The organism is Sphingobium sp. KCTC 72723, assembly GCF_014280435.1.
GTDB lineage: Bacteria > Pseudomonadota > Alphaproteobacteria > Sphingomonadales > Sphingomonadaceae > Sphingobium.
The window spans coordinates 3,461,033-3,474,029 of the sequence record NZ_CP060388.1 but is presented as its reverse complement, the minus strand read 5'-3'; the positions used below and the strand labels follow the sequence as shown (position 1 = coordinate 3,474,029).

The 12,997-nt window shown below is 58.4% G+C and carries 4 protein-coding genes and 12 pseudogenes; 7 read left to right on the top strand and 9 right to left on the bottom strand.

Annotated elements, in window-relative coordinates:
* Positions 1-189: 189 nt before the first annotated feature.
* Positions 190-387: pseudogene (locus tag SPBM01_RS21995) on the top strand (IS110 family transposase); the annotation flags it as partial.
* A 128-nt stretch (positions 388-515) separates the two neighbouring features.
* Here the strand turns inward: SPBM01_RS21995 and SPBM01_RS16805 are convergent.
* Positions 516-987, bottom strand: a pseudogene (locus SPBM01_RS16805) (IS66 family transposase); the annotation flags it as partial.
* A 60-nt stretch (positions 988-1,047) separates the two neighbouring features.
* Between SPBM01_RS16805 and SPBM01_RS16800 the strand changes: the two are divergent.
* Positions 1,048-1,633, top strand: a pseudogene (locus SPBM01_RS16800) (ISL3 family transposase); the annotation flags it as partial.
* Between the two features lie 189 nt (positions 1,634-1,822).
* Here SPBM01_RS16800 and SPBM01_RS16795 read toward each other — a convergent pair.
* Together SPBM01_RS16795 and SPBM01_RS16790 are read right to left on the bottom strand one after the other, a co-directional pair.
* Positions 1,823-2,131, bottom strand: a pseudogene (locus tag SPBM01_RS16795) (IS110 family transposase); the annotation flags it as partial.
* 76 nt (positions 2,132-2,207) lie between these two features.
* Positions 2,208-2,441: pseudogene (locus SPBM01_RS16790) on the bottom strand (transposase); the annotation flags it as partial.
* Between the two features lie 447 nt (positions 2,442-2,888).
* Between SPBM01_RS16790 and SPBM01_RS16785 the strand changes: the two are divergent.
* Together SPBM01_RS16785 and SPBM01_RS16780 are read left to right on the top strand one after the other, a co-directional pair.
* A pseudogene (locus SPBM01_RS16785) lies at positions 2,889-3,707 on the top strand (IS5 family transposase); the annotation flags it as partial.
* A gap of 90 nt (positions 3,708-3,797) precedes the next feature.
* Positions 3,798-3,929: pseudogene (locus tag SPBM01_RS16780) on the top strand (IS256 family transposase); the annotation flags it as partial.
* Between the two features lie 186 nt (positions 3,930-4,115).
* Here the strand turns inward: SPBM01_RS16780 and SPBM01_RS16775 are convergent.
* Positions 4,116-5,111: a glycosyltransferase family 2 protein gene (locus tag SPBM01_RS16775; protein ID WP_188062712.1), complete on the bottom strand. Its 996-nt coding sequence runs from the start codon at positions 5,109-5,111 to the stop codon at positions 4,116-4,118.
* Between the two features lie 296 nt (positions 5,112-5,407).
* Here SPBM01_RS16775 and SPBM01_RS16770 point away from each other — a divergent pair, with 296 nt between their 5' ends.
* A complete protein-coding gene (locus SPBM01_RS16770; protein WP_188062711.1) occupies positions 5,408-6,670 on the top strand; it encodes a polysaccharide pyruvyl transferase family protein in 1,263 nt (420 codons plus the stop codon).
* A 65-nt stretch (positions 6,671-6,735) separates the two neighbouring features.
* On the opposite strand, the pseudogene SPBM01_RS16765 reads toward SPBM01_RS16770, so the two are convergent.
* From SPBM01_RS16765 to SPBM01_RS16745, 5 genes and pseudogenes are all read right to left on the bottom strand, one after another.
* Positions 6,736-6,960 (bottom strand): annotated as a pseudogene (locus SPBM01_RS16765) (transposase domain-containing protein); the annotation flags it as partial.
* Between the two features lie 118 nt (positions 6,961-7,078).
* Positions 7,079-8,122: pseudogene (tnpC, locus tag SPBM01_RS16760) on the bottom strand (IS66 family transposase); the annotation flags it as partial.
* Positions 8,123-8,152: 30 nt separating this feature from the next.
* Positions 8,153-9,043, bottom strand: a pseudogene (locus tag SPBM01_RS16755) (IS3 family transposase); the annotation flags it as partial.
* Positions 9,044-10,402, bottom strand: a complete 1,359-nt coding sequence (locus SPBM01_RS16750) for an IS110 family transposase (RefSeq protein ID WP_188062710.1) — start codon at positions 10,400-10,402, stop codon at positions 9,044-9,046.
* Between the two features lie 227 nt (positions 10,403-10,629).
* Positions 10,630-10,866 (bottom strand): annotated as a pseudogene (locus tag SPBM01_RS16745) (transposase); the annotation flags it as partial.
* Between the two features lie 52 nt (positions 10,867-10,918).
* On the opposite strand from SPBM01_RS16745, the pseudogene SPBM01_RS16740 reads away from it, so the two are divergent.
* Both SPBM01_RS16740 and SPBM01_RS16735 read left to right on the top strand, forming a co-directional pair.
* Positions 10,919-11,695: pseudogene (locus tag SPBM01_RS16740) on the top strand (IS3 family transposase); the annotation flags it as partial.
* 375 nt (positions 11,696-12,070) lie between these two features.
* Positions 12,071-12,979, top strand: coding sequence for a glycosyltransferase (locus tag SPBM01_RS16735; RefSeq protein ID WP_188062709.1), 909 nt, complete (start codon positions 12,071-12,073; stop codon positions 12,977-12,979).
* Positions 12,980-12,997 lie beyond the last annotated feature (18 nt).

Below are 12,997 nucleotides of genomic sequence, written 5' to 3'. Positions count from 1 at the left end.
GCTTCACCCTGTAATACCAAGTCCCAATGAGGCTGACTCACACGGGGGATTGAACGAACATGACGTAATCGCGGGAGCGGCGGCCTCTGGCCAGATGCGCGGGATTACTGGAAGGTTGGTTGCCCCCCGATAAGATGAAGAACGGGCTCACGATTTTGGACCGGGCCCAGCATCAAATGGAGGACAACCATGGATCAGCATATAGGACTCGACGTCTCCCTGAAAGACACTTCGATATCGGTTCGTCAGGATGTCAAGCGCGTTTGGCGTGGTAAATGTCCGTCTGACCCAAAGCTGCTCGCAGAAGTGATCCGCAAGCGCGCGCCACATGCAAAGCGCGTGGTATTCGAGACCGGACCCTTGTCGGTTTGGTTTTACCATGCGCTTAGCTCGACTTTGTACGTTTTTGGTTAGGTCCAGGTCCAGAAGATGCTGTTTTTAGCAATGTGGTCGAGGGCTTGATCGAGGAGCAAGACGCATCCGCCCATATCGTCGATGTCTTCCCATTTTCGCCGGTGTGACCAGTAGCCGAGCCTGACTTCGTCGCGCGTGCCGACAGGTTTGCCCGGCTCCATGCTCGCCGGTGCTGCGGCACGGTAGCGACGGCCACATCCCCCGCAGCGCGCACCAAACAATTCGATGCGGGTCACAATCGGGCGGATCGGCGGCAGGTCGATATGATCATAGCGGTGGCGGCAATGCTGGGCCTGCGAGGATATATCGGTCCCGCAATGGCAGCAGTTTGCCGCCATGATGCGTTCGGTTTTGTCCGGCGTCTCGGTCAATGGGCGGTGCTTACCTTCGCGCGGCGGGCGCTTGCCAGTCCTGGGCTTACCGCCTTTGCCACCGCGCTTGCCAAAGGCGTCCTTCGATGGCGGAATATGTGAATTCCTAGATGTCTTGCGCGGCGTGCCGACCAGGGATTCCAACTCGGAAATCAATCCGCGCTACCAGTCGCTCGATCATCTCGTGCTGCGCGAGCAGCAATCCATGCCCGTAGGCCGGGTCCAGAGGATCAGTTGATCCATCACAGCGACAGGGTAGTTCAATAGCCATTACCAGCGCCATCTCTCGGATTTGCCCTGGCATGGACGGATTGTGGCGATGCGCCTCACGGCGCGGCGCTTTCGCTGCAGGACGCCTGATTGCAGGGTGCAGATATTCACGGAGCGATTGCCCGGGGTCGCCGCTTCGAGGGCGCAACGCTCCAATCGGCTTGCAGAGAGCCAGCGCGCTATAGCTCTTGTAGCGGGCGGTGAGCCGGGCTCCCGCCTCGCCCATAGGTTGGCGATGCCGGTGAGCGGCGATACATTGCTGCGGATGATCCGGTCGGCGCCTGTGCCGGGTTTCGTTGCCCCTACGATCGTGGGCATCGACGATTGGGCGTGGCGGCGCGGACAGCGCTACGGAACGATCATCTGCCACCTGGAGCGAAATCGCGTTCTTGATCTGCTGCCCGATCGCAACGCGGATAGCGTGGCCGACTGGCTGAAGCGCTGGCCAGGGATCAAGGTTGTCGCGCGTGATCGCGCTGGAGTTTACGCCCAAGGAGCAAGGCGCGGGGCGCCAGGAGCCATCCAAGTGGCCGATCGCTGGCATCTGCTCAGTGGCCTGGGTGAGGCACTGCGCCAGGCAGTTGGTCGCCACCGCAGCGCGGTGTCCGCGGCGGCGAAAATCATGGCATCCGCGCAGGGGGCGCAAGCCAACCCTGCACCGACATCCCCCGGTCTCGCCAAATTACGGACCGATCGGAAGGCCGGTCGACGCGAACGCTGGGAGGAAATTTGCCAGCTCGACAAGCTAGGACATCCCACGTCGAGCATCGGCTCATTGCTTCACACAGAGCCTCAGCATCAGCCGCGTCGTTCTTCCCGCGCTTTACATAGGGCTTCACCAACTGCGGCGCGATCAGCTTCACTTCATGGCCGTACGACGTAAGGAGCCGCGCCAGATGGTGAGACGCCCCACACGCCTCAATTGCAATCACCGTTGGCGGCAGCTTCTCGAAAAACGCCATCATCTCGGTACGACGCAGCTTTTTGCGTAAAATTGGCTTCTCGGCGGCGTTGACGCCATGCAACTGGTAAACGTGCTTTGACGTGTCGACGCCAACTCGGATAAGGTGTTCCACGGACGGTCTCCTCCTTGAGATTTGCAACAACCTCAATCTGGCACATTGTGATGCCGTTTGGAGGCCGTCCACACCAACATGTTTGAACGACGGCCTCGGGAAACACGGCTGTGATCGCATCTGGAAAGCCTTTGAGGCCATCGACGACAGCGAGCAGGATATCCTCTGTGCCACGGTTGCGCAGCTCGTTCATGACCCGCAGCCAGAACTTGGCACCCTCGTTTTGCTCAAGCCACAGCCCGAGCACTTCCTTGGCGCCATCGGCGCGGACGCCAAGGGCGATATGGATCGCTTTATTGCGGACCATGCCACTCCGTCCCGGATTAAGCCATCACGCAGCAGACCGGTGAATAAGAGAGGCTATCGAGATATAGCGGCAGGCATGAAAGCTGACTAACGGCCTATTCGCACGTAAAGCCACGCGGAGAAGTTTCGCATGATGCTGCATCCCCATCAGTGGGGGCCTCCTGCGCAAGGGTCTGAGGCTGATGCGATCCACCACAGCCCTTATCGCTTTTGCCAAGACGCTCGCGCAATTCGTCCGCTTTGATGGCGCGTTGGAGCTCCGTCTTAAGAAACTGGATCGGAGATACATGCCAATTAGGATCATGAATACTCATGTTTGAACACTAGCAGCGCAATAGCTAACAACTTCTTACCGTTCAATAGGTCGAGTAAGAGGCTGACCGAAAAAGAAGTTGGGTGATATCAGCGAGATGTGATTCAGTCGGAGTTGCGAAACGACGACGGGGGACACATGTGGACCGACACCACCCGGCGGCAGTATGCCAGAGCCGAACTGCTTTTGCCAAGTGATCTGACTGACGCGGAATGGGCGATTTTGGAACCGCTGCTCCCACCGCGTTCGAAGCTCGGTCGTCCGCCAGTTTGGGATTACCGGCAGATTGTCGAGGCGATCCTTTATCTGCTTCGGGGCGGCCTGCCGTGGTGGATGCTGCCGCCAGGGCTATTTCCGCCCATGACCACTGTACAGCATTATTTCTACCGATGGAGCGCAATGGGTGTGTGGAAATCGATCAACCACGCCCTGCTGCTAATGGCACGTGAAGCGATGGGTCGGGAAGCTTCTCCCAGCGCGGGTGTCATCGATAGCCAAAGTGTGAAAACGACAGAAAGTGGCGGCCCACGGGGCTTTGACGCGGGCAAGAAGATCAAGGGTCGCAAACGGCACATCGTCACAGACACGCAGGGCCTGCTGGTCGGTGCCATCGTTCACACCGCCGATATCCAGGATCGCGACGGTGCGCCTGACGTCCTTGCCAGCATCCGCCAAACCTTCCCGTGGTTGCGTCACGTCTTCGCCGATGGGGGATATGCCGGGGACAAACTGCGCACCGCGCTCACCAAAATCGGCACATGGACCTTGGACATAATTAAGCGCTCCGACGCCGCCAAGGGCTTCAAGCTTCTGCCACGCCGCTGGGTAGTCGAGCGGACAATCGCATGGCTGAACCGCAACCGCCGCCTCGCCAAGGACTTCGAGCGAACCATCGAAAGCGCCACCACCTGGCTTTTCATCGCATCCGTCAACCAAATCACCCGCAGAATCGCACGCGACTGTAAGCTGCTCAGCAGCAGGCCGCCGAAGAAATCGCCGCCTAAACCCCCGCACCGCGACAACTCGCGGCGGCTATCGGATGCGTAACTCGTTGGCGCCATCCTCATGGAACAGTCCGACAAATGGGCCGTCCAGCGCGCACGCTACATGACACTTGAAACAATGGCACCGCTCAGCGACAATCCCATCATCATGCTGTCGGCAGTGCCGGGCACATGATCGGCACAGACTGACGCCGGAAAGAGCGGGGATCGACCCCAGGTACACCACCTCGTGGGACACGATCTATGGAAAAGGGGTTGCCGGTCTTCGTGCCGCGCTTTGGCGGTGGTGCCCGTCATACTCCAGAGGCACCAGCTTGACCCTGTCGGCTGTTTGATCAATCGGCGCCCAGGCGAAAACGTATCAAAGATCGGGTGTAACGCGCCTGCCTTTTCTAATCGCGCCTAGCAAGCGTTGATAATTTTCGACGCCCAGGAGCCAGGCGCCCAGCCTACCGGGAACAGAGCCATCATTCTTGGCTAGTCCCAGCTCCCGGCTCAAAGACAGCGCAGACCGACCGAAAATGACATCGCCGTTGCGGAATGCTTTCTTGGCGTTTCGATAGAGATAGCGGGCAATGATGTGTTGACGGGCGGCCAAATCGACGACGCTACTGTCCTGGTCCAGCAGCTTTCTGGCAAACGTGATAATGGGCGAATGGTCTGAACTTGCGGTGATTCTATGTTCAGAGGCATGTTGAAAATACACACCCGCGGATTGCTGCGACAGACAGATTTTGCTGTCCTTGAGCAGGCCGCGAAGAACGATCTCGCCATCTTGAATCCGCTTTAGATCCTCGTCCCAGCCGCCGATGAAACGTACGAAGTCTGTACGCCAGAGAACCGAGCACGGCGGAATCGACTTTTGATCAATGAGCCAGGCACTGAAGGCATGAGCGGCAGACTGAAATTCCGGTCGTCGGCGGCTGATATCGTTGGTTGCTTCGTTGAGGCGGATCCAGGGCGCGAAGCCCAGATCGGCCTGTTCCGCAAGCATCGCCTTGACCAACCCTTCCAGCACGTCGCCTGTGAGATAGTCGTCGCTATCCAGGAACATGACATAAGGCGATCCAGCCGCCTCCAAGCCCCTATTGCGACTGAAAGGCGCTCCTCGATTATGGTCATTGACGAATACATGGACGCGGGGATCGGCAATTTTACGAACCTTGTTCTCAGTTGTCGCGCAGTTGTCATCGATGACAACGATCACGCCCACTTGAACGCCTGGCTGCCCAAGGACCGAAAACACCGCGCGTTCGATTGTGTCGCTTGCCTTGTATGAGGGGATGACGACGGTTACCTGAGGTGACGGTACCAGCTTATCCTTTTGAGGGCGAAAGACGCTCACATTGTCGCTCATCCTTATATCTGTCCTTTTTGCTGCCGAAAAATGCAGGTGCAATGGCCCGCGTACGTAGGTGCCGCTGCAGCACATGACATATGCTTCATACCGTCATGGCCATTAATGACGTCTTCGACACTTTAGGGACAAGCAGCATCCTCGCCAAGACTTAACTCGCGTTGCGTGGCTGCACCCTCTGATCGTTCAGGGCGAGGCAAATTTAACATTCTCTCAAGCATCCAAAATCACTTTAATGGGTTGAGCAGAGCGCGGCACGACCCATGCCTTCCCTATGCGAAGACCGGAGCAGCTTTTTGAAACACGCGATCATCACCAATATGACAGGTGCTCGAAACGGCGGCTGCGAAGCGCTGGTTGCTTCCATCATTTTAGGTTTGCGCAGGGAAATGTCCCCTTCGCAACTCTCTTTACAGCTGGAAACCGGCGATCGAGATTACGATCTTCGTACATTTGGCGATGCTTTTGATGGATATATCGAGTCGGACGCGCTGCCCAAGCCGAAATGGACAGCTGCCCGTCAGAGTAGCTTCTATCGCACGTTTGCACGGTTTTTGGCCTTAAGGGACAGTCGCCGATGGCCTGCGACACGCGCTATGCTGCACGCCGACCTGCTCATCGCTACTGGCGGCGATGTCTTTACCTCCGATTATGGTGGCTTCGCGCGGCACGCCCGGGTGCTAAATGTGGGCACCCCGGTCGCATTACTCGGGCAGACAATAGGGCCCTTTACCAGTGCCGACCGCGAGCGTTTTGCAGCATCCTTGCAAAATGTCGCGCTGTGTACTGTCCGGGAGTCCGAGAGCTTCGATTATCTTGCATCGACTTTTCCGCAGCTTGCTGTCGAACAGACTGCAGATGTCGCCTTTCTGCTTCCGCCATCGGATAGTGAAACCGTTCGATCGATACTGTCCGACGAGCATCATTTCGACACCGAGGGGCGACGCCTGATCGGACTGTCAGTGAGTACGGGCATTCTGTCCTATCGCGCCGATCTTTCCTCGGACCGGTACACGAAGGAACTGGCCGCGTTCATCGACGCAGCGAATCGCGGCGGCGCCTCCGTCATCCTGATCCCGCATGTCAGGGAGCGGGCCGCCAAGAACAACGATATCTATGCATGTCGTGAAGTGTTGAAACGCGTCAAGCGTCCGCGAGACAATCTGTTGCTCGCTCTACCCACACTGACGGCGTCAGACTACAAGGGCGTGATAGGAAAGTGCGAGGCGCTGATCGGTGCCCGCACTCACGCCACAATTGCTTCCATGTCACAGGGTTTGCCGACGGTATCCATAGCCTATTCGCGCAAAGCCTGGGGCATCATGAAGGACTATTATGGGCCCAAGCTGGGTGCCGACCTTACTTTGGATGTGTCGCATCTGTCTGCAGACAGTATGGCGCAGGCGCTGGCTCTGGCTGTCGCAAACGGACCTACGCCAGACACCGCGGATGACATGAAACGGCGTGCGGCGTGCAACTTCGAGCGGCTCAAAGCGATCATTTTCGGGCAGTCCGGAGGTACGCATCCGGTGTGGACCGCAGGCGCGCAGCATTTTTGAGGTAAGACCTCATAGGAGTATCGCTACCGATATTCCTGTGAGATCGGGTTTACGCTGCTGGCAAATCAGGCCGCCTGAGCGGTATCGATCTTTTCGCGCAGGTGTTTCCAGGTCCATGGCAGCAACTCATGGAGGCGGTTCTGGGATATGTCGGCGATCCGCGTGAGCACGTCGGTTAGCCAGACGAGGGGATCGACATCGTTGAGTTTGCAAGTGGCGATGAGGGTGTACATCATTGCGGCGCGCTCACCGCCACGGTCAGAACCGACGAACAACCAAGCTTTTCTTCCTCTTGCCATCGCAGGGTCATTCTGCCCATGTCGGGCAGATGGTAGAGTTTCATTATCGCTGGCATCCATATTACGGTACGCATCCGATAGCCGCCGCGAGTTGTCGCGGTGCGGGGGTTTAGGCGGCGATTTCTTCGGCGGCCTGCTGCTGAGCAGCTTTCCAATGCCAAGGGAGGAGTTCGTGAAGGCGGTTCTGTGGGATGTCGGCGATCCGGGCGAGGACGTCGGTGAACCAGGCGAGCGGATCAACGTCGTTGAGCCGAGCCGTGCCGAACAGGCTGAACATCATCGCGGCGCGCTGGCCGCCGCGGTCTGAGCCCACAAACAACCAGGCTTTTCTTCCCCGGGCAACGCTGCGCAGCTGGCGTTCCGCGGCGTTGTTCGAGAGGCATATCCGGCCATCGGCGAGGAATGTGGTGAAGCCCGCCCAGTCGTTCTGAAGGTAGGCGATGGCCTTGGCCACGGCATCGTGACGAGAGAGCTTGCTGCGCGTCTCGCGCATCCAGGCCTCCAGTTCGGTAACGATCGGAGCCGACAGTTCCTGGCGAACGGCCAGGCGCTCGGCGGCAGGCTTGCCGTTGATGTCGCGCTCGATGGCAAAGAGCCGGTCGATGATCTCGAGCGCCTCGGTCGCCAGCGGCGAGATGAGCGGCGCGGTGCCCTTTTTCTTGTTGCGCTTGAGCTGCTGCCGGATGTCGACGAGCTTGAAGAATTCCCGGCGTGCATGAACCCAGCAATTTGCGCGCGTCATGGGCTTATCCGCCCAGCCTTCCGCGAACAGGGCATTGAAGCCGGCATATCTGTCGACCTGGAGAATACCGGTATAGCCGGCCAGGTGGGCGCGCGGATGCTCGCCCCTGCGATCGCTGGAGTAGTAGCACAGCGCCACTGGCGGCGCCGGGCCGCCGAACGGGCGATCGTCGCGCACATAGTCCCATATCCGCGCCACGCTGGTTTTCAGTTTGGCCAGAAGTGGAACGGTGGTGTCGTCGGCATGCAGGCGGTCAGCGGCGAGCCCATGAGCCTCCAGCAGCAGGAACAGGGGTTTCACCGCCACGCAGATCGCGCCGATCTGATCCGCGAGCGTCGAGAGGCTCAAGGGGATGCCTTCGGCCTCGAGCCGATCACGCTGGCTATTGAGGGGCTGGTGCAGACTGGACTTGTAACGGTTTTGTGCCGGTCACCTATCTCATTAAGCCACCTTGGCTTCGAAGGCGAGCGGGCTGATGCCGCCCAGATATGAATGTCGGCGACGGGTGTTGTAGAACCCGTTGATGTACTGAAAGATGGCGGCTTCTGCCTGACGCCGCGTTGGCCAGCTCTGCCGCCAGATGAGTTCGGCCTTCAGGGATTTGAAGAAGGTCTCGACGGACGCATTGTCGTAGCAATTTCCCTTGCCGCTCATCGATGGACGCAGGCCATAGGCCTGCAGCTTTTTTTGATAGTCGTAAGAGCAATATTGGCTGCCGCGATCCGAATGGAAAAGGCAGCCCTTGGGAGGCTGGCGCAGGCGCACCGCCATATCCAGCGCCCTGATCGCCAAGTCTTTCTTCATCCTGTCGCTGACTGCCCAGCCCACGACGCGACGGCTATGCAGGTCGAGAATGACGGCAAGGTAGAGCCAGCCTTCTGACGTCCGGATATAGGTGATGTCGCCGGCCCATTTACGGTTGGGCGCATCGGCGGCAAAATCGCCGTCCAGCCAGTTCGCTGCGACCCCCAGTCGATGGTGGCTATCCGTCGTAACCTTGTGCTTGCGCGTGCGGACTGGCTTGATCCCGTTGATCTTCATCAGCCGCCCGACCCGGCGCTCGCCAACGTCGAGCCCAACCTCTTTGAGTTCCATGGTCATCCTCGGACGACCATAGCTACCGAGGCTGAGGCTGTACTGTTCCCTGATATGGGCCAGCACTTTCATATCTGTCCGCTCCCGCCGACTGATCGGGCGCGAGCGCCAGGAACGATAGCCGCGTTCACTGACATCCATGACACGGCAGAGCAGTTCAACGGGCCAACGGTGTCGCCAGCTATGCACAAACGCGAACTTCACGGCCTTTGGCTCGCGAAGAACTGCGTGGCCTTCCTAAGAAACAGCCATATCAGGCTCCCCAGGCATTTCGTGCAGGATGAAGCCGAAGGCCTTGGCGCGGCGCTGCAGATTTCCGATCACCCGACTGCGATAGCGCTCCTCATATTGTGAGGCGCCGGGATCATGATACGCCATGCCGTGGCGCAGGCTGTTATAGAACAGCACGGCGATTTTGCGTGCGGTTGCGGTGACCGCTTTTGCTTTTCCAGCGCGCGCCGACAGCCTTCGGTAAAAAGCGCCCAGCGCGGTGTCACTTCGACCGATGGTGGTTGCGGCCAGACGCAGGAGTGCTGCAGCGCGGCTCGAAGATCGTCGGGTTTTGGACGACAGCAACTTACCCCCCGATATCTTGTTGCCTGGTGCCAGGCACAACCAGGACGTAAAATGCTTCGAACTGGGCCATGCGGCAAGATCGGTGCCGCACTCGCCAACCAGTTTGAGCGCGAGCGAAGGGCCGATTCCGTGGATCTGTGTCAGGTCGACGCCCAGCACGCGATAGAGCGCTGACCGGACCTCGAAGTCGGGCGTGTTCACCTGTCGCCTTTTGGTCCGGACTTTTGGGAGTTGGCGAACATCATGTCCCTCGTTGATTTCGAGCGCCTTGAGTGCGATCTCAAGCTTTCGATCACATTCGAGAACTTTGGTTTGGTAGAAGTCGAACAGGGCCAGAGACTGGCCAAGCGCGAAGATATGTTCGTCGCGCCAGTTCCCCGATAATGCCGCACAGATGGTCTCAATAGTCGCGTGGCAGCGGACGTCGCGCATTTGTGCCAGCATGCTGGGCGTACGTTCCCCGCTCACAATGGCCCTGATTATCCGCATTCCTGTCACGCCGGTAATGTCGGAGACGACGTGATGGAGTTGCACATTCATTTCCATCAGCGCCTTCTGCATGTGCTGAATATGTGAGGCAGCATATTCGATCAGCCGCTCGCGCTGCCGCAGATAGGCACGCATAGTCGCCACGCCCGCCTCGGGACGGAAACTCCCCCGCAGCAGCCCGTAGCTGTGCAGGCGTTGCAACCATGCAGCGTCACTGACGTCGGTTTTGCGACCCGGTACATTCTTGGCATATCGCGCATTGACCAGGATCACCTCAAAGCCGTGTCCTTCAAGCACTTCATAGGCCGGAATCCAGTAAACACCGGTCGATTCCATCGCGACAGTAGTGACGCCATATGTCTTGAACCAGCGGGCCATATCATGGAGATCGCCGGTGAATGTGCCAAACGCTCGTACCGGATTATCGTCGGCGTTCGGATTTATGGCCGCCATATGCATAGTCGACCCGATGTCGATGGCAGCGGCGCGTGGATTGACCATAGACAACGCGCCGGATTTTGATCGTTCCATTCCAAGTCCTCCTTCAAAACAGGAGGGTATGGGCGATGCTAAACGTCATCTTCCTAACCGGGATCGCCGCAAGACGGCGTCACCACTCTCAAGTACGCAAACACCCACGGGCCACGTTTTTTAACGGGGTATCATGCCTCCAATAAGCCATCGGCCGCGACCCTCCCGACCGCACCATAGCACGACCCGTTTCTACCGCGCACAGGCGGGCTCAGCCGGCGACGGTTTTTTAGCACTTCCCTCTCCTCCCGCAGCACACGGTTCTCAAGGCGAAGGCGTTCATTCTCACGCGCCAGATCTGCCTGCGGCGCTACCACCAGGTCAGATGGCCGATAATGTGACACCCATTTGCCCAGCGTCGACTTCCCAATCCCCAAATCCGATGCAACCCGGTCGCGGGGTAATCCGCTGTTCAGCGCAATCCGCACCGCCTCCTGCTTGAACTCTTCTGTATGCTTGATCATCTCGTCGGTCTCCTGTTGCGAGCTCTAATCGCTCAGGTGACCGGCGCAAATCCGTTACAAGTCCAATGACGAGATCAGGGAGCAGATAAAGCGGGTCCATGAGGCCAGCTTCGGTCTCTATGGCGCACGCAAGGTCTGGCACCAGATGCGGCGTGAAGGCATCATGGTGGCGAAATGCACGGTGGAACGATTAATGCGCGCCATGGGGCTGGCAGGCGTCCATCGTGGGAAGAAGACGATCACCACCATCAGCAACCCGAAGGCGCCGTGTCCGCTGGACAAGGTCAATCGGGCATTTCGCGTCAGCCGGCCAAACGCCCTGTGGGTCGTCGATTTCACCTACGTGCATACTTGGGCAGGCTTCGTCTATGTCGCCTTCGTGATTGATGCTTTTGCCCGGCGGATTGTCGGATGGAAGGTCAGCACGTCAGCCACTGCCAGCTTCGTTCTGGATGCCCTGGAGCAGGCGATTCATGCCCGCAGGCCAGATCCCGATGATGGACTGATCCACCATAGCGATAGGGGAGTTCAATATCTTGCGATGAACTATACCCAGCGCTTGGCCGAGGCCAAACTCGTCCCCTCGGTCGGCAGCGTCGGTGATTCCTACGACAACGCCTTAGCCGAGACGATCAACGGCCTTTACAAGGCCGAGGTCATCTGGCGGCAGCGATCATGGCCAAGCGTTTCGGCCGTGGAAATGGCAACGCTGCGCTGGGTCGATTGGTACAACAATCACCGGCTCTTCGGCCCTATCGGGCACATCCCGCCCGCTGAGGCCGAAGACAATTACTATGCAGCCCTCGAGAACCTCGATATGGCTGCATAGCCCAATGAAAACTGCCTCCTGAAAACCCGGGGCGCTTCAGTTCGCCGCACCGACGCTATCGTGCGGCGCAAATTTGACTTACACCAGCGGAATGCTACTGTAGGTATCCATGCACTGGATCTGCCCTTGAACGCCCAAGCGGAACGCGAACGGGTCACGCTTGTTGTAACGTCATGCCTTTATCGCACCCATATTTGGTGACGCTGTGCCGTCTGTAGGTTCAAGACGATCCCCTGCGCCTGCGCGCGCAATGGTGCCGCCTGTGCGATGAGCGGCAAACAGCGCAATTGCAGGATGTCGATAACGCCAGCGGTCCTTCCCTCTAATGCGTTTGTCCAATCCTTTTCTGATGCAATAGCGAGCAAGGGGCGCCGCGTGAGCGATGGGCGCTGGAATTTTCTGCAGATGGCGCTGGCTGACGTCGTGATGTTTCATTGGCCCGATTGTTTTTTCGATCCGCGCCGCAACGATGAATCGCGCCGCAAGCTGCTTAAAATGCGCGTTGTCAAAAGGGTGTTTGGCACAAAGTTCGTCTGGATCGCGCATAATGCCACGCCGCATGGCGCTACGCGGCGCGATCCCGGGAGCGCAGCGTTTGTTAACCAGCTTGATGGCATCGTCCACCTGTGTCAGGCGGGATGGGATATCATCAATACGACCTATGACGTGAAGCCTCAAACAAGGCAGCTCATCACGGTGCACGGACGCTACGACAATGCGAAACCGCCGCTCCCCTGTGTGGCAATTGCAGATTCAAGTCCTGTCAGACTGCTTGGCTGCGGCCTCCTCAAACCGTATAAGAATTTTGAACTGGCAATCGACGCCATGCAGCGCCAGTTGCCTGAGCAAGCCCGGTTACGTATCCTGGGAAAAGACTGTGACCGCCAATATGTAGACATGCTGCACAACAAGGTGCGTGCTCTTCCTGCAGTAACGCTCGAGGCACCGTCCACGCTGCTTGAGGAAGAAGACATCCTCGCTGCTGTCGATGCCTGCGATCTTTTCATCATTCCCTATGAGAACATCCTCAACAGCGGCGCTGCGCTGCTCGCGCTGTCTCGTAACAGACCGATACTTGCGCCCGATATTGGGGGGCTTGGCGAACTGCGCGATATGGTAGGCAGCCAGTGGGTCTATCTGTATCCCGGCAAGCTCTCGCCTGAGATACTCGATGACTCCCTTCATTGGTTTCGCACGACACCGCGTCCAAAGGCGCCGGACCTGCGTGGCTTTGCCTGGGACAGGGTTGCAGACGATCTGGACCGCTTCCTGGACGATTTATAGGTCTGACGTGAACAGGGT

Coding starts and splice junctions, on each gene's coding strand:
- SPBM01_RS16775 (WP_188062712.1), bottom strand. CDS start 5,111: ATGAGCGACAATGTGAGCGTCTTTCGCCCTCAAAAGGATAAGCTGGTA.
- SPBM01_RS16750 (WP_188062710.1), bottom strand. CDS start 10,402: ATGGAACGATCAAAATCCGGCGCGTTGTCTATGGTCAATCCACGCGCC.